The sequence below is a fragment of the Saccharopolyspora erythraea genome, from assembly GCF_018141105.1.
GTDB classification, from domain to species: domain Bacteria; phylum Actinomycetota; class Actinomycetes; order Mycobacteriales; family Pseudonocardiaceae; genus Saccharopolyspora_D; species Saccharopolyspora_D erythraea_A.
In genome coordinates this window covers 1,938,778-1,961,467 of record NZ_CP054839.1, presented here as the reverse complement: position 1 = coordinate 1,961,467, position 22,690 = coordinate 1,938,778, and the positions used below count along the sequence as shown (strand labels likewise).

General features: G+C 71.9%; 21 protein-coding genes. 13 read left to right on the top strand and 8 right to left on the bottom strand.

Annotation, left to right across the window (positions count from 1 at the left end):
- Window positions 1-98 precede the first annotated feature (98 nt).
- From HUO13_RS09025 to HUO13_RS08995, 7 genes are all read left to right on the top strand, one after another.
- A complete protein-coding gene (locus tag HUO13_RS09025) occupies window positions 99-2,369 on the top strand; it encodes a polyribonucleotide nucleotidyltransferase (protein ID WP_211900967.1) in 2,271 nt (756 codons plus the stop codon).
- 196 nt (window positions 2,370-2,565) lie between these two features.
- Window positions 2,566-3,915 carry a M16 family metallopeptidase gene (locus tag HUO13_RS09020; RefSeq protein ID WP_211900966.1) on the top strand — a complete coding sequence of 450 codons (1,350 nt, stop codon included), beginning with the start codon at window positions 2,566-2,568 and terminating at the stop codon, window positions 3,913-3,915.
- A 56-nt stretch (window positions 3,916-3,971) separates the two neighbouring features.
- Window positions 3,972-4,730 carry a 4-hydroxy-tetrahydrodipicolinate reductase gene (dapB, locus tag HUO13_RS09015; RefSeq protein WP_211900965.1) on the top strand — a complete coding sequence of 253 codons (759 nt, stop codon included), beginning with the start codon at window positions 3,972-3,974 and terminating at the stop codon, window positions 4,728-4,730.
- Window positions 4,731-5,219: a hypothetical protein gene (locus HUO13_RS09010; RefSeq protein WP_211900964.1), complete on the top strand. Its 489-nt coding sequence runs from the start codon at window positions 4,731-4,733 to the stop codon at window positions 5,217-5,219.
- Between the two features lie 429 nt (window positions 5,220-5,648).
- The gene (locus HUO13_RS09005; protein WP_432757827.1) at window positions 5,649-7,532 is read left to right on the top strand and encodes a hypothetical protein; all 1,884 of its coding nucleotides are present in this window, start codon (window positions 5,649-5,651) and stop codon (window positions 7,530-7,532) included.
- Between the two features lie 127 nt (window positions 7,533-7,659).
- Window positions 7,660-9,336, top strand: coding sequence for a hypothetical protein (locus HUO13_RS09000; RefSeq protein WP_249124559.1), 1,677 nt, complete (start codon window positions 7,660-7,662; stop codon window positions 9,334-9,336).
- Between the two features lie 73 nt (window positions 9,337-9,409).
- On the top strand, window positions 9,410-9,844 hold the full coding sequence (locus tag HUO13_RS08995; protein WP_211900962.1) for a hypothetical protein: 435 nt from the start codon (window positions 9,410-9,412) through the stop codon (window positions 9,842-9,844).
- Window positions 9,845-9,927: 83 nt separating this feature from the next.
- On the opposite strand, the gene HUO13_RS08990 is transcribed toward HUO13_RS08995, so the two are convergent.
- Both HUO13_RS08990 and HUO13_RS08985 read right to left on the bottom strand, forming a co-directional pair.
- Window positions 9,928-10,407: a VTT domain-containing protein gene (locus HUO13_RS08990; RefSeq protein ID WP_211900961.1), complete on the bottom strand. Its 480-nt coding sequence runs from the start codon at window positions 10,405-10,407 to the stop codon at window positions 9,928-9,930.
- 88 nt (window positions 10,408-10,495) lie between these two features.
- Entirely contained in the window at window positions 10,496-11,059 is a 564-nt protein-coding gene (locus HUO13_RS08985) for a GNAT family N-acetyltransferase (RefSeq protein WP_211900960.1), read from the bottom strand.
- Between the two features lie 86 nt (window positions 11,060-11,145).
- On the opposite strand from HUO13_RS08985, the gene HUO13_RS08980 reads away from it, so the two are divergent.
- Window positions 11,146-12,372 (top strand): winged helix-turn-helix domain-containing protein, encoded by a 1,227-nt coding sequence (locus tag HUO13_RS08980; RefSeq protein ID WP_211900959.1) that lies wholly within the window; start codon window positions 11,146-11,148, stop codon window positions 12,370-12,372.
- Between the two features lie 657 nt (window positions 12,373-13,029).
- Here the strand turns inward: HUO13_RS08980 and HUO13_RS08975 are convergent.
- Both HUO13_RS08975 and HUO13_RS08970 read right to left on the bottom strand, forming a co-directional pair.
- Entirely contained in the window at window positions 13,030-13,959 is a 930-nt protein-coding gene (locus tag HUO13_RS08975) for a DUF4097 family beta strand repeat-containing protein (RefSeq protein WP_211900958.1), read from the bottom strand.
- Window positions 13,960-13,973: 14 nt separating this feature from the next.
- Complete coding sequence (locus HUO13_RS08970; RefSeq protein ID WP_211900957.1) at window positions 13,974-14,534, bottom strand: toxin-antitoxin system HicB family antitoxin; 561 nt, start codon at window positions 14,532-14,534, stop codon at window positions 13,974-13,976.
- A 178-nt stretch (window positions 14,535-14,712) separates the two neighbouring features.
- Between HUO13_RS08970 and thyX the strand changes: the two genes are divergently transcribed.
- The 5 genes from thyX to HUO13_RS08945 all read left to right on the top strand — a co-directional run bounded on the left by thyX (window position 14,713) and on the right by HUO13_RS08945 (window position 20,560).
- Window positions 14,713-15,465, top strand: coding sequence for an FAD-dependent thymidylate synthase (gene thyX, locus HUO13_RS08965; protein ID WP_211900956.1), 753 nt, complete (start codon window positions 14,713-14,715; stop codon window positions 15,463-15,465).
- A gap of 160 nt (window positions 15,466-15,625) precedes the next feature.
- Window positions 15,626-17,080 carry a serine/threonine-protein kinase gene (locus HUO13_RS08960; protein ID WP_211900955.1) on the top strand — a complete coding sequence of 485 codons (1,455 nt, stop codon included), beginning with the start codon at window positions 15,626-15,628 and terminating at the stop codon, window positions 17,078-17,080.
- 36 nt (window positions 17,081-17,116) lie between these two features.
- The gene (locus tag HUO13_RS08955) at window positions 17,117-17,743 is read left to right on the top strand and encodes a TIGR03085 family metal-binding protein (RefSeq protein WP_211900954.1); all 627 of its coding nucleotides are present in this window, start codon (window positions 17,117-17,119) and stop codon (window positions 17,741-17,743) included.
- A gap of 151 nt (window positions 17,744-17,894) precedes the next feature.
- Window positions 17,895-18,839 carry a 4-hydroxy-tetrahydrodipicolinate synthase gene (gene dapA / locus HUO13_RS08950; protein WP_037302692.1) on the top strand — a complete coding sequence of 315 codons (945 nt, stop codon included), beginning with the start codon at window positions 17,895-17,897 and terminating at the stop codon, window positions 18,837-18,839.
- A gap of 32 nt (window positions 18,840-18,871) precedes the next feature.
- Window positions 18,872-20,560: a ribonuclease J gene (locus tag HUO13_RS08945; RefSeq protein ID WP_211902760.1), complete on the top strand. Its 1,689-nt coding sequence runs from the start codon at window positions 18,872-18,874 to the stop codon at window positions 20,558-20,560.
- A 136-nt stretch (window positions 20,561-20,696) separates the two neighbouring features.
- Here HUO13_RS08945 and HUO13_RS08940 read toward each other — a convergent pair whose 3' ends face one another.
- Genes HUO13_RS08940 through HUO13_RS08930 form a run of 4 tightly spaced genes read right to left on the bottom strand, consistent with a single transcriptional unit; the run spans window position 20,697 to window position 22,603 of the window.
- Complete coding sequence (locus tag HUO13_RS08940) at window positions 20,697-21,491, bottom strand: hypothetical protein (RefSeq protein WP_249124557.1); 795 nt, start codon at window positions 21,489-21,491, stop codon at window positions 20,697-20,699.
- On the bottom strand, window positions 21,488-21,739 hold the full coding sequence (locus HUO13_RS37330) for a hypothetical protein (RefSeq protein ID WP_249124556.1): 252 nt from the start codon (window positions 21,737-21,739) through the stop codon (window positions 21,488-21,490). The genes HUO13_RS08940 and HUO13_RS37330 overlap by 4 nt, the downstream gene beginning before the upstream one ends.
- The gene (locus tag HUO13_RS08935) at window positions 21,739-22,047 is read right to left on the bottom strand and encodes a type VII secretion target (RefSeq protein WP_211900953.1); all 309 of its coding nucleotides are present in this window, start codon (window positions 22,045-22,047) and stop codon (window positions 21,739-21,741) included. Before HUO13_RS08935 ends, HUO13_RS37330 begins: the two co-directional genes overlap by 1 nt.
- 13 nt (window positions 22,048-22,060) lie before the next feature.
- Window positions 22,061-22,603 (bottom strand): YbaB/EbfC family nucleoid-associated protein, encoded by a 543-nt coding sequence (locus tag HUO13_RS08930; RefSeq protein WP_249124554.1) that lies wholly within the window; start codon window positions 22,601-22,603, stop codon window positions 22,061-22,063.
- Window positions 22,604-22,690 lie beyond the last annotated feature (87 nt).

Below are 22,690 nucleotides of genomic sequence, written 5' to 3'. Positions count from 1 at the left end.
CGCAGGAGGTTCCCGAGGGCTTCGATCGATGGCCGGCCTCGTCGGACCACGACCCGGATGCGCTGCCGTGGGCCTCGTGGAGACGAGGAGAGAACAACTTGACTGACGTGCAGTCACTGGACGAGGGCGTGTACGAAGCGACCGCGGTGCTGGACAACGGCGCCTTCGGCACCCGTACCGTCCGATTCGAGACCGGCCGGCTGGCCAAGCAGGCCGCCGGCAGCGTCGTCGCCTACCTGGACGACGACACCATGCTGCTCTCGGCCACCACGGCCTCCAAGCAGCCGAAGGAGCACTTCGACTTCTTCCCGCTGACCGTGGACGTCGAGGAGCGGATGTACGCCGCGGGCCGCATCCCCGGCTCGTTCTTCCGCCGCGAGGGCCGTCCCTCCACCGACGCGATCCTGACCTGCCGGCTGATCGACCGGCCGCTGCGCCCGTCGTTCGTCGACGGCCTGCGCAACGAGGTCCAGGTCGTGGTCACGGTGATGAGCCTGGACCCGAAGGACCCCTACGACGTGCTGGCGATCAACGGCGCGTCGGCCTCCACCCAGCTGTCCGGCCTGCCGTTCTCCGGCCCGGTCGGCGGCACCCGGATGGCGCTCATCGACGGCCAGTGGGTGGCATTCCCCACCTACGAGCAGCTCGAGCGCGCGGTGTTCGACATGGTCGTGGCCGGCCGCATCGTCGGTGACGACGTCGCGATCATGATGGTCGAGGCCGAGGCCACCGACAAGACGGTCGACCTGGTCGGCGCCGGGGCGCAGGCCCCGACCGAGGAGGTCGTGGCCGCCGGTCTGGAGGCCGCCAAGCCGTTCATCCGCACCCTGTGCCAGGCCCAGCAGCAGCTGGCCTCGGCGGCGGGCAAGGCCACCGAGGAGTTCCCGGTGTTCCCGGCCTACGCCGACGACGCGTTCACCGCCGTCGAGCAGGCCGCCTCCGCCGAGCTCGCCGAGGCGCTGAAGATCGCCGGCAAGCAGGAGCGCGAGAACCGGCTCGACGAGATCAAGGCCGCCGTGCTGGACAAGGTCGGCACCGGTGAGGGCGAGCAGTTCGAGGGCCGCGAGAAGGAGGTCGGCGCCGCGTTCCGCTCGCTGACCAAGAAGCTGGTGCGGCAGCGGATCATCCGCGACCAGGTCCGCATCGACGGCCGCGGCCTGACCGACATCCGCAGCCTGGGCGCCGAGGTCGGGGTCATCCCGCGGGCGCACGGCTCGGCGCTGTTCGAGCGCGGCGAGACCCAGATCCTGGGCGTGTCGACGCTGAACATGCTGCGGCTGGAGCAGACCATCGACTCGTTGTCCCCGGAGACGACGAAGCGCTACATGCACCACTACAACTTCCCGCCGTACTCGACCGGTGAGACCGGCCGGGTCGGCAGCCCGAAGCGGCGCGAGATCGGCCACGGTGCGCTGGCCGAGCGCGCGCTGATCCCGGTGCTGCCCACGCGCGAGGAGTTCCCGTACGCGCTGCGCCAGGTCTCCGAGGCGCTGGGCTCCAACGGCTCCACCTCGATGGGCTCGGTCTGCGCCTCGACGCTGTCGCTGCTCAACGCCGGCGTGCCGCTGAAGGCCCCGGTCGCGGGCATCGCGATGGGCCTGGTCTCCGACGAGATCGACGGCAAGACCCACTACGTGGCGCTGACCGACATCCTCGGTGCCGAGGACGCGTTCGGCGACATGGACTTCAAGGTCGCGGGCACCAAGGAGTTCGTGACCGCGCTGCAGCTGGACACCAAGCTGGACGGCATCCCGTCCGAGGTGCTGGCGCAGGCGCTGGGCCAGGCGCGCGACGCCCGGTTCACCATCCTCGAGGTGATGGCCGAGGCGATCGGCAAGCCCGACGAGATGAGCCCGCACGCCCCGCGGGTGACCTCGATCAGCATCCCGGTGGACAAGATCGGCGAGGTCATCGGCCCGAAGGGCAAGATGATCAACTCGATCACCGAGGAGACCGGCGCCGAGATCACCATCGAGGACGACGGCACCATCTACGTCGGCGCCGCCGACGGCCCGTCCGCGGAGGCCGCGATCGACAAGATCAACGCCATCGCCAACCCGCAGCTGCCGAAGGTCGGCGAGCGCTTCCTGGGCACGGTGGTCAAGACCGCCGCGTTCGGCGCGTTCGTCTCGCTGCTGCCGGGCAAGGACGGCCTGGTGCACATCTCCAAGCTGGGCAACGGCAAGCGCATCGGCAAGGTCGAGGACGTGGTCAACGTCGGCGACAAGCTGCGCGTGGAGATCGCCGACATCGACAGCCGCGGCAAGATCAGCCTGATCGTCGTCGACGACGAGGCGGAGAAGGCCGACAAGGACGCCGAGACCGCCGAGAGCGGCGAGAGCGAAGAGAAGAGCGAGCAGGACGCCTGAGAGGGCGCTCCGAGTGGCGCGCGGATGCTCTGACACCACGACTCCGCGTGTGAACACGCCGAACTGATGCGGCCCGTCCCGGTTCCCGGGACGGGCCGTATCGTTCGAGCAGACCCGCCCTCGCGCGGTGGTCGTGGTGGTGGACGGCGCCGCCGTCGCCGCCCGCGGCCGTTCGCGCCCCCGAGACCCGAGGACCATGAAGCAGCAGCAGAAGCAGACAGGTGCCGGACATCTGCAGAGACCGGGTACGACGCGCGTGCTCGGGCGCGGTGGTGGCGGGGAGGCGATGCGGCGCACAGTGCTGCCGGGCGGGCTGCGGGTCGTCACCGAGCAGGTGCCGGGTGCGCGGTCGGCGTCGGTGGGCATCTGGGTCGGCGTCGGCTCGCGCGACGAGTCCAGGCAGCAGGCCGGTGCCGCGCACTACCTGGAGCACCTGCTGTTCAAGGGCACCGCGAAGCGCACCGCCGTGCAGATCGCGCAGGAGATCGACGCGGTCGGCGGCGAGCTGAACGCGTTCACCTCCAAAGAGCACACCTGCTACTACGCGCACGTCCTGGACGAGGACCTCCCGCTGGCCGTCGACATGCTGTGCGACGTGGTGTTCGACGCGGTCAACGCCAAGGCCGACGTCGACGTCGAGCGCAGCGTGGTGCTCGAGGAGATCGCCATGCGCGACGACGACCCCGAGGACCTGCTGCACGAGACGTTCACCGAGGCGGTGCTCGGCGACCACCCGCTCGGCCGGTCCGTGCTGGGCACCGAGGAGTCCATCGAGAGCATGAGCCGGGCCCGGGTGCACGGCTTCTACCGCAGCAGCTACCAGCTTCCCAGGATGGTCGTCGCCGTCGCGGGCAACATCGAGCACAGCAGGGTCCTGCGGTTGCTGCGCAAGGCCATCGGCGACCGGCTCGACGGCGAGTCCGTGCCCGCGCCGCCGCGCTCCGGCCGGGCCCGGCTGCCGCGGCAGAAGCCGCTGGTGCTGCACGAGGACGACACCGAGCAGGCGCACCTGCTGCTGGGCTGCCGGGGCATCGACCGGCACGACGACCGTCGCTTCGCGCTGGGTGTGCTCAACGCCGCGCTGGGCGGCGGGATGAGCTCGCGGCTGTTCCAGGAGATCCGGGAGAAGCGCGGGCTGGCCTACTCGGTGTACTCCTCGACGACGGCCTACGCCGACACCGGCACCTTCTCCGTCTACGCGGGCTGCACACCCGACCGCCTCGGCGAGGTCGCCGCGGTGGTGCGCGGGGTGCTGGCCGGGGTCGCCGCGGACGGGCTGACAGAGGACGAGGTGGCGCGCGGGCGCGGCCAGCTCCGGGGCGGTCTGGTGCTGGGGCTGGAGGACACCGCCTCGCGGATGACCCGCATCGGCAAGAGCGAGCTGAACTACGGGCGGCACCTGAGCGTGGCGCAGACGCTGGAGCGCATCGACGCCGTCACCGCGCAGGACGTCGCGGAGCTGGCGGCGGAGCTGCTGCAACGCCCGCTGACCACCGCGGTCGTCGGCCCCTACGGCGCCGTCGAGGACCTGCCCGACGGGCTCTGACCCCGGTCTTGCAGAATCACCGCAGGTACAAGCGCTGTGGAAAGGCGGTCGACAAGGTGAACTCGCCAGCCCCGATCAAGGTCGGCGTACTGGGCGCCCGCGGGCGGATGGGCAGCGAGGCGGTCCACGCCGTCGGCGAGGCCCCCGACACCGAGCTCGTCGCGGCGGTCAACCGCGAGGACTCGCTCGACGCGCTGGTCTCCGCGGGCGCGCGGGTCGCGGTGGACCTGACCCACCCCGACTCGGTGCTGGACAACATCAGGTTCTGCGTCGACAACGGCATCCACGTGGTCGTCGGGACCAGTGGGCTGGGCACCGCCGAGCTGGACGAGGTGCGTTCGTGGCTGGCCGAGCGGCCGGAGGCCGGTGTGCTGGTGGCGCCGAACTTCGCGATCGGCGCGGTGCTGTCGATGCGCTTCGCCGAGATCGCCGCCCCGTTCTTCGACTCGGTGGAGATCGTCGAGCTGCACCACCCGAAGAAGGCCGACGCGCCCTCGGGCACGGCCGCACGCACCGCGCAGGTGGTCTCCCAGGCGCGCGCCGACGCCGGGCGCGGTCCGTCGCCGGACGCCACGACCAAGGAGCTCGACGGCGCCCGCGGTGCCGACGTGGACGGGGTGCGGGTGCACTCGGTGCGGATGACCGGCCTGGTCGCGCACCAGGAGGTGCTTTTCGGCGGCGAGGGCGAGACGCTGACGGTCCGCCACGACTCCTTCGACCGCCGGTCCTTCATGCCGGGCGTGCTGCTCGGGATCCGCGAGATCGGCTCCCGCCCGGGCCTGACGGTCGGCCTCGAGTCCCTGCTGGGGCTGTGAGTGTCTGAGCGGGACCGCGACCGGCGTAGGCTGGTGACCGCGAGGGGCGCGGCGTTCGTGCTGGCCCTGGTGCTGCTGGCGTACCTGGTGCTGCTCGGCGGACGAGCCTTCACGATGATCGTCAGCGGGCAGCCCGTGTTCGTCGTGCTGGGGCTTGCGATCCTGGTGCTGCCGGTGCTCGGCGCGGTGCTGGTCGCGGACCAGCTGCGCTTCGGTGCGAGCACCGAGCGGCTGGCGCGCCGCCTGCACGACGAGGGCGCGCTGCCCGACGTCTCACACCTACCGCTGCGGCCGTCCGGCCGCGTCGAGCGCGACGCCGCCGACGCCTGGTTCGACGAGAAGCAGCGGGAGCTGGAGGCCGCGCCGCAGGACTGGCGGGCCTGGTTCGCCCTCGCCCAGGCCTACGACCTGGCAGGCGACCGCAACCGCGGGCGCAAGGCGATGCGCCGCGCGATCGAGCTGGAGAAGGGCGAAAGCCGACGAACATAGGCCCGGCCGGAGCAGCCGGGGAACCGCTTTTCAGGTGACCGGATGCCGATCGCGGATTGTGGGACGCGATCGGCATCCGGTTTCCCATTCAATGGTCCGGGTTTGACATGGTGATCACCCGCCGCGCATGATCGTGCGCATGCCGAGGTTCTTCGCCCTGGTCGCCAGAATCCACGTGGATCTGCGGCACCAGGCCAGCGCGCTGTGTAGCGCCTGAAGGGTTCTTCTCCCTCGTCACCGGGGACGCAGTCGGCGTCCTTTATCCCACCGGGTCGCGTTCCGCTGGATTCGGCGCGTCCGGTTTCGCGTTGATTCGGTTTTCCGGGATTCGCCGTGCGCGCATTTCGCGGCTGCCGTTCGACGTCTTTCGTTGTTTCCGTTCGTCCTTTTGTTGTCGGCGCCGGCGTGCCGGCACGTTCAGGAGTGCTGATGAGAACAAGAACGCGAAGAAGATGGCCGGGGGCGCGGCGTTTCGCGCCGGAAGCCGACAAGCCCCGTCACCGCGCCGCACTCGGACGTCGGCGGGCGGTGATCGCGGTGCTGGTGGCGCTCGGGGCGGTCACGCTGCCCGTCGCGTCGAGCGACGCCTACGCGGGCGTGCAGGTCTCCACCCACCGCGTCCAGGGCGCCGACGGCAAGGAGTACTCGGTCACCAACCACGTCGTCGGCCGTGCGCTGTCGAACGCCTCCGGGCAGCGCAAGGAGTGGCTGCTGGTCTGGGCCGGTGACGAGAACATCGCCGACACCGCGGTCAAGGACGTCAAGAACCTGCCCGGTTCGCTCGGCGGCGGGCTGGACAAAACCGTCGACGCGCTACCGGGTCCGGACTTCCTGGCCGTCATCGACGCGACCAAGGGGTCCAGCACCTACGGCCAGGTGGTCAACACCGCGACCGTGGGGCCGCTGGTGGAGAACGAGCCGCACCACATGCAGTACGTGTGGCACAAGGGCGACACGATCTTCGCCGGTGCCCTGTTCGGGGCCGCGACCTACGCGTTCGACGTGTCGGCGCTGCCGAACCTCAAGCTCAAGGGCATCAGCCTGCCGTCGCAGACGCTGGGCGGGTCGGTCCCGGACGCGTACTGGACGCTGAAGGACGGCACGGCCTACGCGACCTACATGGGCGGTCCCGTCGCACCGGGCCCGTTCCGCTACGACGACGGTTCGGTGCACGTCGGCAACGGCTTCGCGGGCAGCCCCGGTGAGGTCGTGCGGTTCGACCCGAACGCCAAGGTGCTCTCGCAGTCCCCCGCGGCGACCCCGGGCGGGGACAACGAGAAGCTTTGCGCCAACCTGCCGCGGCTGGGCACGCCGACCTGCGCCAACCCGCACGGCATCCAGGCCCGCGAGGACCTGGACACGCTGGTCACCAGCGACTACGCCGAGCCGAGGAACATCATCCTGGACCCGGTGAAGCAGCCGTCGCCGTACCTGCGGCGGCCGACGGTGCGGACCTGGGACATCTCCGACCGCAACCACCCCAGGCTCAAGGCGGTCTCGTACCTGCCGGACGGCCCGCGTGCCGATCCCGAGGACCCGCTGCACGCGGAGAGCCGGGCGGTCATGGAGACCACGGTGACCAACCTGCCCGGTCACAAGGGCGCGTTCGCGCAGACCATGCAGGGCGGTGCGGTGTTCTACACCCCCGACATCACCGCGGCCGAGCCGCACTGGGTCGAGGTCTTCGACGACGGGGCTGCGAACAAGGCGATCGACCCGGCCAACGACAGCAACGGCGGCAGCTCCAACGGCGGCTGGATCCAGACCAGCCCGGACGACCGCTTCCTGTACCGGGCGATCGTCGGCCGCCAGCCGGGCACGCTCGGGCCGGACGACCCCGGCACCACCGGCGGGGTCTACACGCTCGACATCTCCAAGCTGGTGGCAGCGGGCACCGGCTTCAAGTGCTCGATCGACACGCTGGAGAAGGCGCAGCGCGGTGGCGGCGAGGACTGCCCGACGCTGGCCGGTGCGACGCCGATCAACCCGGGTCAGCCGGGTGCCGGCCCGCACTGGGGTGCCTACGACAACTTCAGGATCGGCCCGGACGGGCTCTACCAGGAGACCAGCAGGCCGGGCCGGCTCGCGGTGTCGAACTACTTCGTCGCGCGTTCCGGCCTCGACGGTGACCACAAGGTCAACATGGTGAACCTGGGCGGGGACGGTTCGGTTTCGGTGGACGACGCCTTCCGGGACGAGGTGACCGGCGAGGTCGGGGTCAACTTCAACCGGCGGTCGTGGCCGCACGGCGACTTCGGCAACGCCAAGCCGCACTCGGAGCTGTTCGTGGTCGCTGACCAGGACGTCAAGTGAACCACCGGCGGGGCGGGGCATCCCGCTGCACGGCGCGGAACCCGGTGCCGCGCCCCGCCGGTCCGCTCCGGCGACCCCCCGAAACCACCTCCCCGGAAATGTGAGTCTGGCGATGGATGCGCATGGCATGCACGCGACCGCGTCCGATGTGGACGCGCTCGCCCTGGTGCTGAGACTGGTGCTGCTGTCGGGCACCGCCCTGGTCGCGGGAACCGGTCTGCTGCGGCCGGTGACCGAGGCACCGGCCCGGTGGGTCTCTTGGTCCTCGGGCGGGCTGGCCGCGCTGGCCGGTCTGATATCGATCCCCGCGCTGGGTGTGAGCCCGGCCTTCGCGGTCGGGCACGCGGTGCTGGTGCTGGCCGTACCCGCCCTGCTGAGCCGGCCGACGGCAGCCGCCTACGCGGGCTTCGCCGCGGCCGCGCTGCTCGTCGCCGAGACGGCGTCCGGGCACTCCTCGTTCCAGTTCCTCGTGGACACCACCTACACCGCCGTCGCCGTCGCCTGGTTCGGCTTCGCGGTGCACGCGGGACGGCTGAAGCCGGGGCTTCGCCTCGGCCCGATCGCGCTGACCGCCGCGATCGCACTCACCGCGGCTGCGGTCGGGCAACTGCTCCTCTCCGGTCTGCTCGACCGGCGGCTCCACAGCAGCGGCCACGGCGTCGCGCTGCTGCTGATCGCACTGTCCACTGTGGTCGTACTCGGTCTGGCCGGTCGGCTGCGCCGCGATCCGCGACGGATCTACCGGTTCGGGGCGGCAGGCGTCGCCGCGGCCTTCCTGCTGTGGGGTGCGCTGCCCGCGATCCCGCGACCGCACGAGCTCGCGGTCCCGGGTGTCCCGCGGCTCGTGCACGCCGAGGTCGAGGGGCAGAAGCTGCCGGTGCTGATCACCCCGCAGCGACCGGGCCCCAACCTGGTGCACTTCCCGGAAAGCGCGGGCAAGGGCATCTCGGTCGAGGTGGGCGAGAACGTGATGCCCGCCATGGCACGGCCGGGCGGCCACGGCACGTGGGCCACCGTCGACCTGCCCGTGGGGCGCAGCGACGTCGTCATCCGCCGCGGCGATGCCACCGACAGCGTCGAGGTCGACACCGGGGACGCGACCGCGCCCGCACTCGCGGGTGCGACCGGTCCCGACGGGCCCGAGTGCGCCGGCGCCGCGCTCGGCGGCCTGGTCGCGGGCGCGCGGACCCCGCTGGCCGCCTGCCCCGCCGACGCGCTCACCCCCGACGACGCCGACGCGCTGCGCCGCCTGGTCGGTGCCCTGGCGGCCAACGGGACACCGGCGGTCACCCTCGAAGCCGACGACTCCCCGCGCTCCCGGCAGGCCGCCGACGTGGTCCGCGCCGCCGCGGCCGAGCGCGGTGTCGCGGTGAGCCCGGTGCCGCAGCCCGAAGGCGCGCTCGTCGTGGTCTCCGGCTGGGAGCGCGCGGTCGACCGGCTGACTCTGGGCCACCAGTACGTGTGGGGCGTCCACCTGGCTCCGTGGCTGCTGCACGGACCGGTCCTCAACTCGGCGGCCAGCTCGTCGGTGCCGCTGCGCTTCGACCCGCGTGACCAGCGCTCGCTGGCCTATGGCCTCACCCTCGCCGGCGCCTTCGGCGGAGAGCCGCCCTCGGTGGCCGGGTTCGGTTCGTGGCTGGCCGCGCGCGGGATGGCCGTGCGGGGGCCGGTGACGATCTACGCCGCCGCCCAGGTCGACGTGATGAAGATGAGCATGCCCGGCATGGACCACGGCGGTACCGCGGCCGGGACGTGGAACCCCGAGGGCACGGTGGTCGCGGTCTCCGCCCCGCTCACGCCCTGATCCAGGAGCCGGACATCTCTGTTGTGGATGCTGACTTCCGCCGCTCGGCGGGGGAACTGAGGAGGTGCACGAGATGAGGAAACCGATCGCACGGCTGCTCGCCGGTACCGCTGCCGGTGTCGCGCTGACGTGCCTGAGCGGCGGCGTGGCGCAGGCGGAGACCACGCCGGTCTGGCTGCTGCCCGGGGTCGACGCGGGCGCGGTGCTGGGACCGACCGCGGAGCTGCCTGCCCAGGCGCTGCGCCCGGTCTTCGACGCGATCCCGGCGGGCGCGGTCCCGGGCGAGCTGCCGGGGGTGGTCCCTGGCGTCGTGCCGGGTGGCGTCGTACCGGGCGGCGTGGCCGCCCCGGCGCAGGACCAGGCGCAGACCGCCGCCCCCGACGGCCCGGCCATCGTCGACGAGCCCGACACCAGCGGCCTGCACAACAAGTGGACCTTCGCGCCCGCTGGCGTGCCGGTCCTCGGCGTCATCGACTCCGTGCAGGGCGTGCCCGGCCGGCTGTTCTGACGTGCGCACTGCTCCCGCAGCGCCGCGGGAGCAGTCGCCGCCAGGGCGCCGCTACCCGGGGCCGGATCCAGGGCTTCGCGGCGCTATATCCAGGCGACGAGGGCGCCCGGCGCGACCGCCAGCACCCCGAACCGCAGGAAACGACCGACGAACCCAGTGACCAGGAAAGTCGTCAGCGGCACCTTCGCCCAGCCCGCCACGAAGACGATCGCCGCGAACGGCGGCAGGCTCGCGATGGCGCTCACCAGCAGCACCCCGCCGGTCCACAGCGGGCGCTTGCGGCAGGTCTCGCGGAACCGGTCGATCCACGCGCTCCAGCGGCCCTTGGTCTTGGCCTCGGTCCGCCGCCGCAGGAACGCGGGCAGCCGCACGACCCCGCGCGCGGCGTAGTAGTACAGCATCTTGCCCGCGACCTGCCCGACCGCGATGACCAGCGCCAGGGCCCACCACGGCACCTCCGGCCCCTTGAGCACCAGACCGATCACGAACAGCTCGACGCTGATCAGCGGCATCAGCGCGGAGGCCACCGCGACCCCGAAGGTCGTCGAGAGCAGACCGATCACTGCCAGCAAGTTTCCCCCAACTCGGAAGAAGGCATCGGCGGGAGGCCAACAACCTGCCTCCACGCCTCGAGGCCGAGTCGCGACCTCGTCAACTCCGCTCGAAGCGCAGGTCGAGCGAGCCGGACAACCTCAGCTCGCGGAGGGGACGGCCACCCGCATCGAGTGTCCGCACTGTACCGTCCGGCTGCCACCCCACACTCGCGTAGAAGCCGGTCGAAGCCTGGTCCGCCTCGGGGACCCAGGTGATGCCGCGGGTGGCGCCCTCGGCGCTCAGGCGCTGCGCCATCGCGCCCAGCAGCCGCCCGCCGTGGCCGCGCCTGCCCCACCTCGGCTCCACCAGCAGCGTGCTGACCAGCGCCACCGTGGCCGCGTCGGGCGGTTCGGTGCCGTCGGCGGCGGCGGTCTCGGTCGTCGGGGCGAACCCGGCGGCGCAGAACCCCACCAGCCACTGGCCCTCGATGGCGACCAGCACCGATGCCGGGCCCCCGGTCAGCGCGTGGCGCCACTGCGACTCGGTCTCGGCGGGGTCCAGTCCGGCCAGCACGTCTTCCGGGAGCACGTCGGCGTAGGCGGTGCGCCAGGTCGTCAGCTGGATCCTCGCGATCTCGGCGGCGTCGTCGGGTCCGGCGACTCGCACGTCGGCTTCGGCCATGCGGTGAACCTAACGTGTCCGCACATTCACTCGTAGGAGCGGCCGGGTGTCGGTCGGTGTCGGTGGGTGCTGGCACGATCTGGCGAGTGCAGACCATGAGCATCGAGACCGCGCGGCGCACCGCGCTGGCGGCGCAGGGCTTCGCCGATCCGCGGCCGGCCGGGGAGGTCAACCGCAGGCACCTGCAACGCGCGCTGGGCCGGACCAAGCTGCTCCAGCTCGACTCGGTCAACGTCGCGGTCCGCGCGCACTACATGCCGGTCTACAGCAGGCTCGGCGCCTACCCCGCGGACCTGGTCGACGACGCCGCCTGGTCGCACCGCTCGCGGCGCCCCCGGCTGCTCGTGGAGTACTGGGCGCACGAGGCGTCGCTGATCCCCGTCGAGGACTGGCCGCTGCTGCGCTGGCGGATGCGCGAGTACGGCGGCGCCTGGCGGCGCAAGTTCCGCACGCTGCTCGAGCGCGCGCCGCAACTGGTCGACGACGTGCTCGCGGCGGTCAAGGACCTCGGCCCGATCGGCGCCGGCGCGCTGGAGCGCGAGCTCGGCGGCGGGCAGAAGCAGGGCACCGGCCCCTGGTGGAACCGCACCGACACCAAGCACGCCTGCGAGCTGCTGTTCGCGATGGGGGAGCTGACCACCGGGGCTCGGCGAGGTTTCGAACGCCTCTACGACCTGCCGGAGCGGGTGCTGCCCGCCGACGTGCTCGCCGCCGACCCCGAGGACGACGTCGCGGTCCGCGGCCTGGTGGAGCGCTCCGCACAGGCGCTCGGGGTGGGCACCGAGGCCGATCTGCGCGACTACTACCGGCTCAGCCCCGCCCAGTCCAAGCAGGCCGTCGCCGAGCTGGTCGAGGACGGCCTGCTGGAGCCGGTGACCGTGCACGGCTGGCGCCAGCCCGCCTACCGCCACGCCGGGGCGCGCGTGCCGCGCAAGGTGACCGGGCGAGCGCTGCTGTGCCCGTTCGACCCGCTGATCTGGGAGCGCTCGCGCACCGAGCGCCTGTTCGGCTTCCGCTACCGCATCGAGATCTACGTGCCGGAACCCAAGCGCCAGTACGGCTACTACGTGTTCCCGTTCCTGCTGGACGGGAAGCTCGTCGCCCGCGTCGACCTGAAGGCCGACCGAGCGGCCGGGGTGCTGCGAGTGCCCGGCGCGTTCGCCGAACCGGGCGCCGACCTCGCGGCGGTGGTGCCGGAACTCGCCGGCGCGCTGGGTGACATGGCGGCCTGGCTCGGGCTGGGCGGGGTGGCCGTGGGGGAGCGCGGCGACCTGGCCACCGCCCTGCGCACCGCTACCCGCGGCAACGACTGACGACAACCCTCACAGGGGCACCACACCCACAGGGGCAGTGCCCCCGAAGGAACGGTGCCGTGGTTCTCATCCCGTCGACCTGGCGCCAGCCCTTAGCCCTCGTGGAGGTCGATGGGATGAGAACCACCACCCACCCCACCGCAGCATCCCCCGAAAACCCGCTCATCCCGGAGACCTGCCGGGGGTCTGGGGGCGGCGAGCGCCCCAGAAACCACCCACTCACCGCAAGCCGCAAAGCCAGGGTGAGTCCGTCGAAAACTCACGCGGCCCCGTTCTCAAGGTGACCCGCGTGCGCAAGGTGGGTGCGTCGAAAACTCACGCGGCCCCGCTCTCAAGGTGACCCGCGTGCGCAAGGTGGGTGCGTCGAAAACTCACGCGGCCCCGCTCTCAAAGTGCCCCGCGTGCGCAAGGCGGGTGCGTCGAAAACTCACGCGCCCCCGCTCTCAAAGTGCCCCGCGTGCGCAAGGCGGGTGCGTCGAAAACTCACGCGCCCCCGCTCCCAAAGTGCCCCGCGCGCGCAGGGTGCGTGCCTCGAAACCCCCCCCGCCCCCAAAGCCCGCCGCCGTGCAAAGCCCGCCGCCGTGCCCGGCGGCTCCGCCCGCCCCACCGCTCCCGCGGCGGGGCGGCCCGCCGCCGGGGCGCCTGCCCCGCCCGGCGTCAGATCCCCGACATGATCAAAGCGTCCCCGGTGCCGGTGCGGCCGAACACGCGCAGCGGCGGCTCCTCGGCGGGCGGTTCGTCCGACACCGCCAGGTCGCTGGTCGCGCTGCCGGTCGACGACGTCAGGTCCACCTCGGCGCCGACGCCGCGGCGCACCGCGACCTGCAACTGCCCGGACCCGCTGATCAGCTCCACCTGGCCCCGCGTCGCGTCGGCGACGGTGAGGTCACCGCTGCCGGAGCGGACCAGCACGTCGTCGTGCACCGCGCCGATCCAGACGTTGCCGCTGCCGGTGACCACCGAGGACGGCGAGTCGATCGAGGCGATCTCGACGTCGCCGCTGCCGCTGCGGGCCTGCACGCCTCCGAGCACCGACCCGAGCTTGAGCGGTCCCGCGCTGGTGCGCACGGTCGCGCTGCCGCTGGACTCGTCGACGCTCACGTCCCCGGAGGCCGCCTGGATCTGCACCCGGCCGGCCTTGCCGCTGACCGATACCTGACCCGAGGTGTGCACGCCGATCTGCGACTCCAGTGGTGCGGTGATCCTGATCGCAAGCGGGATCCCCCGCAGCGGGGCCGCGGCCGGTCCGCGCACCGCGAGCCTGCTTCCGGTCAGGTCGATGCGGGTCTGGTGCACCGCCTCGGCGAGCGGCTCGCGCGGCCCGTCGCCGCCGGGACGCAGCCCGCTCTCGCCGAACTGCTCGCTGACCCAGTTCAGCAGCCCGGACAGTCCGCTGCGCCAGTCCGGCCCGGCCGACGACGGGTCGTGGCGGACCTCGACGTGGGTCACCGGCGTCTCGGCCAGCTCGATGCGGATCGAGCCCGCGTTGTTGCTGATGTCGAGCTCGATGGGGTGCGGGGTCTCGAAGTCCTGGGTGCGGACCAGCTCGTCGGAGCGGTCCTCGAAGCCGGAGTGCTGCTCGGTCATGCCGCTGCCCCCCTTCAGCCCTGGACCCAGCCGTGGACGCGCGAGCCGCCCGGCCCGTCACCGCGCCACCGGTCCCGGCCCGCCCCGGGCGGCCCCCACGGCCTGCCGCCGTGGCCGCCTTCGCGCGGTCCGCGCGCCCTGGCTCCGCCGTGCAGGGCGCCCTGCACGGCTTGCGCGACCCAGGTGTTCAGCGACACGCCCTGCACGGAGGCGGCCTGCTCGGCCTGCGACTTGATCTCGTCGAGCAGGCGCAGCGTGATCCGGCTGATGTCGCCGCCGTCGCCGGGCGGCGGGGGCGGCGGCTGCTCGTCCCGGGCGCCGGCCGGTTCGCCGGTGCTGCCGCTGACCCCGACCCGGACGTCCCGGCCGTCCAGCCGGATGTCCACGACCTGTCCGTCGAGGTGCGTGGTGACCTCCGCCGCGAGGTCCGACAACGCGTTCATGATCGCCAGGCGGGCGGCGGGCTCGATCGCCGAGGACAGCACCGCCGCGGTCTGGCGGGTCTGCTCGTCGCCCGCCGACGCCGCGGAGGTCAGGTCCTCCCGGAGCTGGCTGATGTAGGGGCTCAGATCCATGACGCCACAGTGACACCATTCGTGACGTCATGCAACGTCCCTGGTGACGTCAATCGCGTCGGCTGACCGGCGGGGCGGGCACGTCGGGGTCGACCGTTAGGCTCGACGGGCAAGAGACTGGGGAGTCGCGACAGTGGTCGACGACCACGACTGAACAGCAGAAAGGGGTTCGCTCTCCGTGACCGAGATCGTCCCGCCGAAGGTCCAGCTCATCGGCAAGACCGAATTCTTCCCACCGGCCGACGTGGACTGGTCGACCGACGCGGACGGCGGCCAGGCGCTCGCGGAGTTCGCCGGGCGCGCCTGCTACCAGTCGTGGCGCAAGCCGAACCCGGCGACCGCGACCAACGCCGGCTACCTCCGCCACATCCTGGAGGTCGGCCACCTCTCCGTGCTCGAGCACGGGACGGTGACGTTCTACCTGAGCGGGATGTCGCGCTCGCTGACCCACGAGCTGATCCGCCACCGCCACTTCTCCTACTCCCAGCTCTCGCAGCGCTACGTGCCCGAGCGCGACGCCGCGATGGTCGAGCCGGACGTCATCGCCGAAGACCCCGAGCTGCACGAGAAGTTCGTCAAGGCCACCCAGGCCAGCGTCGACGCCTACAGCGAGCTGCTGGAGGCGCTGCAGGAGAAGTTCGCCGACGAGCCGAAGGCCACGCTGCGCCGCAAGCAGGCCCGGCAGGCGGCCCGGTCGGTGCTGCCCAACGCCACCGAGACCCGGATCGTGGTCACCGGCAACTACCGCGCGTGGCGGCACTTCATCGCGATGCGCGCGAGCGAGCACGCCGACGTCGAGATCCGCGCGCTGGCGATCGAGTGCCTGCGCCAGCTGCACAAGGCGGTGCCCAACGTCTTCGGCGACTTCGAGATCACCAGCCTGAAGGACGGCAGCGAGGTCGCGTCGAGCCCGTTCGTCACCGAGGGCTGACGCCAGCGGGCGGCACTGCCGCGAAGATTCTCGGCGCGGGTGGAAACCGAACGCCTGCTGATTCAGTCCAAGGAGCCGGGTCTCATCTGGTTGGATGAGGCCCGGCTTCAAGGTGTGAGCGCAGCGTGTTCGTCGCGCTCGGGCGGTGGAGGAAGGCGCTGTGGTGCAACACCCGGAGACCGGGCGGCAGGCCCGTGTGATCGGCGGCCGTTACCAGGTGACCGGGGAGCTCGGGCGCGGTGGCATGGGGATCGTCTGGCGCGCGTGGGACCAGGTGATCGGCCGCGAGGTGGCGATCAAGGAGCTGCACCTGCCCGACGGCGTGCCGCCCGCGGAGCGCCAGGTCTACGAGGAGCGGGTGCTGCGCGAGGCCCGCACGGCGGGCCGGCTCAACGACCCCGCCGTGGTGACCGTGCACGACGTGCTCGCCGAGGCCGGGACCACCTACATCGTGATGGAGCTGGTGCGGGCCGTCACGCTGACCGAGCTGGTGGCCCAGCGCGGCCCGCTGCCGCCGGAGCAGGCCGCCGACCTCGCGCGGCAGGTGCTCCCGGCGCTGGAGAACGCGCACGCGGCGGGGATCGTGCACCGCGACGTCAAGCCGAGCAACATCATGGTCGCCGACGGCCGGGTGAAGCTCGCCGACTTCGGCATCGCCCAGACCCTGGACGACCCGCGGCTGACCAGCAGCGGGGCCATCGTGGGGTCGCCGTCGTTCATGGCGCCCGAGCGCATCCAGGGCGCCGACGCGTCGCCGGCGAGCGACCTGTGGTCGCTCGGCGCGACGCTGTTCTTCGCGGTGGAGGGCTGGATGCCGTTCGAGCGCCAGACCACGGCCGCCACGCTGAACGCGGTGCTCAACGAGACGCCCCGCGCCACCCGGCCGCACGGCGTGGTCGGGCCGGTGATCACCGGCCTGCTGATCGCCGACCTGAAGGCGCGATTCACCGCTCCGCAGGTGCGGGCGTTGCTGGCCGGCACGCCGGCGTCCGATGCCGTGACCCGGCCCGCAGGCGTCGCGTCGACGGCCGTCGCCGTGCAGGCGCGCCGCGGCAGGCGAGGGCTATGGGCGTCGGTGGCAGCCGTCGCGGCGGTGGTGCTGTTCGTGGCGGGCCTGCTGCTCGGGCGGTTCGGGCTGGGCGGCTCGACGCCGGTCGCGATGGAGCCGACGCTGACCTTCGGTACCGGGGGCGACCTCCAGCGGTTCCACTTCCCCTCCAGCGGGGGCTGCTCCGACGGTGCTCTCGCTCCGGGCGGGTCGTTCGGCAAGTCCGACTCCAGGACCTGCACCGATCCGCACGACCACGAGATCTTCCACAGCGGCTCGGTGTTCTCCTCGGGCGAGACCGACGTCGACTACCCCGGCGAGGAGGAACTCCGGCGCTTCGGCGAAGGGCTGTGCTCGGCGTTCTTCAACTCGAACCAGATCGTCATCCCCGCCAAGGAGACCGCGCTGCGCTACGTCGCGCTGGTGCCCACCGAGCAGAGCTGGAACCTGCGGCGCACCGTCCGCGCGGACGACAGCAGCGACAACGACGACCAGGGCTCCCAGACCGTGTACTGCGGTCTGCACAGCGCCGACGGCAAGAAGCTGACGACCAAGGCGACGCTGTAGCCGGATCGCGGGGACGCCTGCGGCTAGAGTGACCTCATGGGTGTGGCCAGTGACGAGCGCCAGCAGCTGTGCGAACTGTTCGACCGCGTCGGTCCGGACGCGCCGACGCTGTGCGAGGGGTGGACCACGCGCGATCTCGCGGTGCACCTGGTCGTGCGGGAGAGGCGGCCCGACGCGCTCGCGGGCAAGCTGCTTCAGCGGCTTGCCGACCGCGGTGAGCGCATCGAGTCCGAGATCGGCGACCGCCCGTGGCCGGAGCTGGTCGACATGGTGCGCCAGGGCCCTCCGAAGTGGAACCCGCTGGGGCTGTCCGCGGTGGACGAGACGGTGAACTCCGCGGAGTTCTACGTCCACCACGAGGACGTGCGGCGGGCGCAGCCCGGCTGGGAGCCGCGACCGTCGGACCCGGCCCGCGACGAGGCCCTGTGGAAGGCGCTGTCGCGCACCGCGAAGGTCTTCTACGGCCGCAGCCCGGTCGGCGTCGTGCTGCGCAGGCCGGACGGCACCGAGATCGCCGCCAGGCGCGGGCCGCGCACGGTGCGCATCAACGGCGAGACCGGCGAACTGCTCCTGCACGCCTTCGGCCGCAAGCAGGTCCGTGTGACCTTCGACGGCAACGAGGCCGACGTGCTCGCGGTGGAGGATCTTCGCCGGTCGCTGTGACCGGAAAACTCTTCAACGCCGCCCGCCCCGGCCGCAAGAATCACCGCTTCCGAGGATCCCGCGCGAGGGGTTTTCACATCGTCGGCCGACCGGGGGCCAGGGCCGGTCCGGGCGCGCTCGACGGTGGACTGACCAGGTAGCGTCATGGGTTATGACCGTCTGCCCCACTGCCTCTCCGGGCCGTCCGTTCGGCCGGGTACTGACCGCCATGGTGACGCCGTTCGACGAGGACGGGAAACTCGACCTGAAGCTGGCGCAGGAGCTGGCCACCTACCTCGTCGACCACGTCGGCAACGACGGGCTGGTCGTCAACGGCACGACGGGGGAGAGCCCGACGACCAGCGACGAGGAGAAGGAGCGCCTGCTGCGCGCGGTGGTCGAGGCGGTCGGCGACCGCGCCACCGTCGTGGCGGGCGCGGGCACGAACAACACCGTGCACTCGGTCGAGCTCGCGCGTTCGGCGGAGAAGGCCGGGGCGCACGGCCTGCTGGTCGTGACCCCCTACTACTCGCGCCCGCCGCAGGAGGGCCTGCTCTCGCACTTCACCACCGTCGCCGACGCGACCGACCTGCCGGTGATGCTCTACGACATCCCGCCGCGCTCGGTCGTGCCGATCCAGGTCGACACGCTCAAGCGGCTGGCCGAGCACCCGCAGATCAAGGCGGTCAAGGACTCCAAGCACGACCTGCTGGCAGGCAGCGACGTCATGGCCAACACCGACCTGGCCTACTACTCCGGCGAGGATCCGTTGAACCTGCCGTGGCTGTCGGTCGGCGCGGTCGGCTTCGTCAGCGTGATCGGCCACGTCGTCGGCGACCGGCTGCGCCAGATGCTCGACGCCTACGAGTCGGGTGACATCACCGCCGCCCGCGAGGTCCACAACGGGCTGCTGCCGGTGTACCGCTCGATGAACTTCGTCGGCGGCGTCATCTTCTCCAAGACCGCGCTGCGGCTGTGCGGCTACGAGACCGGCCGGCCCCGCCTGCCGCTGCCCGCGGCCACCGAGGAGCAGGTCCGGATCATCACCAGCGACCTGTGGGATGCTGGCCTGGTACTGGTAAATCCGGACGCAGCAGCAGAGGTGACCCAGCGTTGAGCGCGAAGGCCACAGCCACCGAGTACCACCCGGTGACGCCGACCTCGTCGGCACCGCCGGGACCGCTGGCAGAAGGCGGCCTGCGCGTGTTCGCGCTCGGCGGCATCGGCGAGGTCGGCCGCAACATGACGGTGTTCGAGCACGCCGGACGGCTGCTGGTCGTCGACTGCGGGGTGCTGTTCCCGGAGGACGACGCGCCCGGGGTGGACCTGATCCTGCCCGACTTCGCGCCCATCGAGAACCGCCTCGACGACATCGAGGCGCTGGTGCTCACCCACGGCCACGAGGACCACATCGGCGCGGTGCCGTTCCTGCTGCGCCTGCGGCCCGACCTGCCCGTCGTGGGCTCGAAGTTCACGCTCGCGCTGCTGGCGGCCAAGTGCAAGGAGCACCGGCTCAACCCGACGCTGGTGGAGGTCGCCGAGGGCCAGCACAGCACGCACGGCGCCTTCGACCTGGAGTTCTTCGCGGTCAACCACTCGATCCCGGACGCACTGGCCGTCGCCATCCGCACCCCGGCCGGGGTGGTGCTGCACACCGGCGACATCAAGCTCGACCAGCTCCCGCTGGACGGCAGGCTCACCGACCTCGCGGGCTTCTCCCGGCTCGGCGACGAGGGCGTGGACCTGTTCCTGGTCGACTCCACCAACGCCGAGGTGCCCGGGTTCGTCACCCCGGAGCGCGAGATCCGGCCGGTGCTGGACCGGGTGATCGGCAAGGCCACCCAGCGGTTGATCGTGGCGTGCTTCGCCAGCCACGTGCACCGGGTGCAGCAGGTGCTCGACGTGGCCGTCGAACACGGCAGGAAGGTCTGCTTCGTCGGCCGTTCGATGGTCCGCAACATGGGCATCGCCTCCGAGCTCGGCCTGCTGCAGGTGCCCGACGGCCTGATCGTCGAGCTCGACGAGGCGCTGGCGATGCCCGAGCACCTGGTCGTGTTCGTCTCGACCGGTTCGCAGGGCGAGCCGCTGTCGGCGCTGTCGCGGATGGCCCGCGGCGAGCACAAGCAGATCCGCATCCGCGCGGGCGACACCGTCGTGCTGGCCAGTTCGCTGATCCCCGGCAACGAGACCGCGGTGTTCGGCGTGGTCAACGGCCTGGTCAGGCTGGGCGCCGACGTCGTGCACCAGGGCGGTGCGAAGGTCCACGTCTCCGGTCACGCCTCGGCGGGCGAGCTGCTCTACCTCTACAACGCCGTCCGGCCGAGCAACGTGATGCCGGTGCACGGCGAGTGGCGGCACCTGCGCGCCAACGGCGAGCTGGCGCGGCTGACCGGCGTCGCGCCGGAGCGGGTGGTCATCGCCGAGGACGGCGTGGTCGTCGACATGGTCGACGGCATCGCCGGGATCGTGGGCCGCTTCGAGGTAGGCCACGTCTACGTCGACGGGCTGTCGGTCGGGGACGTCGGCGAGTCGACGCTGTCGGACCGACTGATCCTCGGCGAGGGCGGGTTCATCTCGATCAACGTCGCCGTCGAGGCCGGCACCGGGCGGGCGGTGTCGTCGCCGAAGATCTCCGGTCGCGGGTTCTCCGACGACCCGAAGGCGCTCGACGATGTCGTGCCGCTGGTGGAGATGGAGCTGGCGCGCACCGAGTCGGAGGGGATCACCGACACCCACCGGATCGCGCAGTCCGTGCGCCGCGTGGTGGGCAAGTGGGTCGCCGACACCTACCGGCGCCGCCCGATGATCGTGCCGAACGTGCTGCCGGTAGGCAGCTGAGCGGTCCTTCCGGCGCGCTTCCGGTCGCTGAGCGGTCGTTGTCGCTGAGTCGCGACCGGGCGGGTTCCTCACCTGTGCAACCCGCCCGGTCGCGGCTGAGCCTTCCCGTTCCCGGAAGGGTGGCGGGCTCAGGTGGTCATTTCTTCTCTTCCTTCTCCAGGTCCTCGGCCGCGTCCTCGTAGTTGTTGCCCGCCGCCGCGGTTTCCTTCGACGCCTCCGGAAACGCCGACCGGCGGAGGGCCGCCCCGTCGATCGTGTCGGCCCAGCCGTCGCGCACGCGCGCGCCGGTGGCGTTGTCCACGCCGTCGGCGCGGTCCCTGAGCTGGGACGGGACCCGGTCGCGGATCGCGTTGTTGAAGCTGTCGAACTTGCCGTCCATCGCCCGCACGTGCTGCTGGCGCGAACCGACCGCCGCGCCGGGCTTGGAGGCCAGCTCCCCGACCCGGTGCGCCTTCACCCGGACCGAGCGGGCGGCGTCCTTGAGCTTGTCGAACTTGCCCATGACGTCGGCGATCTTCTCCAGCAGGTCCTTGACCTTGCGGATGATCTTGCCCGCGGTGGCGGCCCCGCGCCCCACGGCCCAGCCGGTGAACGCGGCCATGGAGGCACCCGCGGTGAAGACGGCAGCCGCGCTGGCGGTGAGGAACGCCGCGATGATCTCGCCCAGGACGTCGGCGATCATGTCCCGGATCATGGCGCGGACCGCGGCCACCGCCACCCCGATCGCCTGGGTCGCGTAGCGCACGCCGTTGGCCAGCTTCTCCAGCGCGCCGATGTCCTCGGCGAGCGCGGCGGCGGTCCCGCGGTAGCTGTCGGCCGACTGGCCCTCCCACGACGCGGTCTGCGACTCCGCGGCCTGGGCATATTCCGAAGCGACCTTGCCGCAGGTCGTGGCCACCTGCTCGCCCCAGACCGCGGCCACCTCGTTCACCGCGTCCGGGTCGCCCGCCAGGTCGTCCAGCGGTTCCTTGAGGACGACAGGTGCTCGATCAGCCAGCCGACGCCCGCGCCGCTGAGCATCCCGAGCGGGTTGGCGATGAAGCCCAGCGCGTCCAGCCCCACCGACGCCATGTTGCCGAGCGTGGCGACCGACATGTCGAAGTCCTTGACCAGCGAGTCGACGCTCTCGACGATGCGCGCGCCGTCGGTCCGGTCGTCTTCGGTGACTTCGAGACCCATCACAGCCCCTTCATGATCTCGGCGAAGACCTTCGCATGGTCGTCGTCGGTCTTGCGGTTCGCGTCGGCGCAGTCGCGCAGGCCGTCGGCGAGGCTGGGCATCGTCGAGCCGACTTCGCCGATGTCGTCGCCGATCAGGGTGATGCCCGCACGCAACAGCAGCGCGAAGGGCTGGCAGAGGATGCCGAAGGTCTCGGTGCCGAGATCGACGCTGGCACCCCTGCCGCCGGCCTCGCTGAGCTGCTTGCCCAGCGCGTCGACCTGGCCGGCGTGCGAGGCCAGGTCGTCCGGAACGATCTTGAATCCCATGTCGCGGGCTCCTTCAGCGCAGGTACGAGCCGCCGGGCTCGTCGAAGTCGTCGTCCTCTTCCTGCCAGCCCGGGCGCGGCTGCCGCGGCGTCTGCGGGGCGGCGGGCGGGGTACCGCCGCGGTCGGCGGGCGCGGCGGTGGGCGCGGGCGGGTTGCCGTCGTCCGCGGTGGGCGGCTGGATCTGCTCGCGCAGGAAGTCCATCGCCGCGGTGCCGCCGACCAGCGGCTGCATGGCCGCCTGCACCTGCTGCGCCGCGGCACCGTGGGCCTTGGCGACGGTTTCGGTGATGAGAGCGGCGAGCCGCTCGTGGCCGAGTCGCATCGCGTGCGGTGCGATGGTCAGGCGCTCCAGGCGCCCGCCCGGGGCGAGCACCACGGACACGGCGCCGTCGGGGCCGGCCACCTCGGCGCGCATGGTCCTGATCCGCTCCTGGACGTCGTCGGCGCGCCGCAAAATATCGTCCACCCGGTTCATGTAGTCGGCCAGCCGCTGCTGTGCTGCGCCGAGTGCCTCGGTTTCCAGGGTGTCCCCTCCTCGATCCGGTCGTACAGCCATTCGAGTGACTGCCGGTTCCGACTCGCGGTGGGTTCCCCGGTTCCTGCAAGATCATCTTCTTTGCGATGGCGATCCACTGTGCGCAGA

What these genes read in the sequence shown, in the direction of transcription:
- HUO13_RS09000 (WP_249124559.1), top strand. Translation starts at nt 7,660, where the DNA reads ATGCACGCGACCGCGTCCGATGTGGACGCGCTCGCCCTGGTGCTGAGA.
- HUO13_RS08985 (WP_211900960.1), bottom strand. Translation starts at nt 11,059, where the DNA reads ATGGCCGAAGCCGACGTGCGAGTCGCCGGACCCGACGACGCCGCCGAG.
- HUO13_RS08935 (WP_211900953.1), bottom strand. Translation starts at nt 22,047, where the DNA reads ATGGGATTCAAGATCGTTCCGGACGACCTGGCCTCGCACGCCGGCCAG.
- HUO13_RS08955 (WP_211900954.1), top strand. Translation starts at nt 17,117, where the DNA reads ATGGGTGTGGCCAGTGACGAGCGCCAGCAGCTGTGCGAACTGTTCGAC.
- HUO13_RS08970 (WP_211900957.1), bottom strand. Translation starts at nt 14,534, where the DNA reads ATGGATCTGAGCCCCTACATCAGCCAGCTCCGGGAGGACCTGACCTCC.
- dapA (WP_037302692.1), top strand. Translation starts at nt 17,895, where the DNA reads ATGACCGTCTGCCCCACTGCCTCTCCGGGCCGTCCGTTCGGCCGGGTA.
- HUO13_RS08975 (WP_211900958.1), bottom strand. Translation starts at nt 13,959, where the DNA reads ATGACCGAGCAGCACTCCGGCTTCGAGGACCGCTCCGACGAGCTGGTC.
- HUO13_RS09020 (WP_211900966.1), top strand. Translation starts at nt 2,566, where the DNA reads ATGAAGCAGCAGCAGAAGCAGACAGGTGCCGGACATCTGCAGAGACCG.
- HUO13_RS37330 (WP_249124556.1), bottom strand. Translation starts at nt 21,739, where the DNA reads ATGGGTCTCGAAGTCACCGAAGACGACCGGACCGACGGCGCGCGCATC.
- HUO13_RS08995 (WP_211900962.1), top strand. Translation starts at nt 9,410, where the DNA reads ATGAGGAAACCGATCGCACGGCTGCTCGCCGGTACCGCTGCCGGTGTC.
- HUO13_RS09005 (WP_432757827.1), top strand. Translation starts at nt 5,649, where the DNA reads ATGAGAACAAGAACGCGAAGAAGATGGCCGGGGGCGCGGCGTTTCGCG.
- HUO13_RS08930 (WP_249124554.1), bottom strand. Translation starts at nt 22,603, where the DNA reads ATGGCTGTACGACCGGATCGAGGAGGGGACACCCTGGAAACCGAGGCA.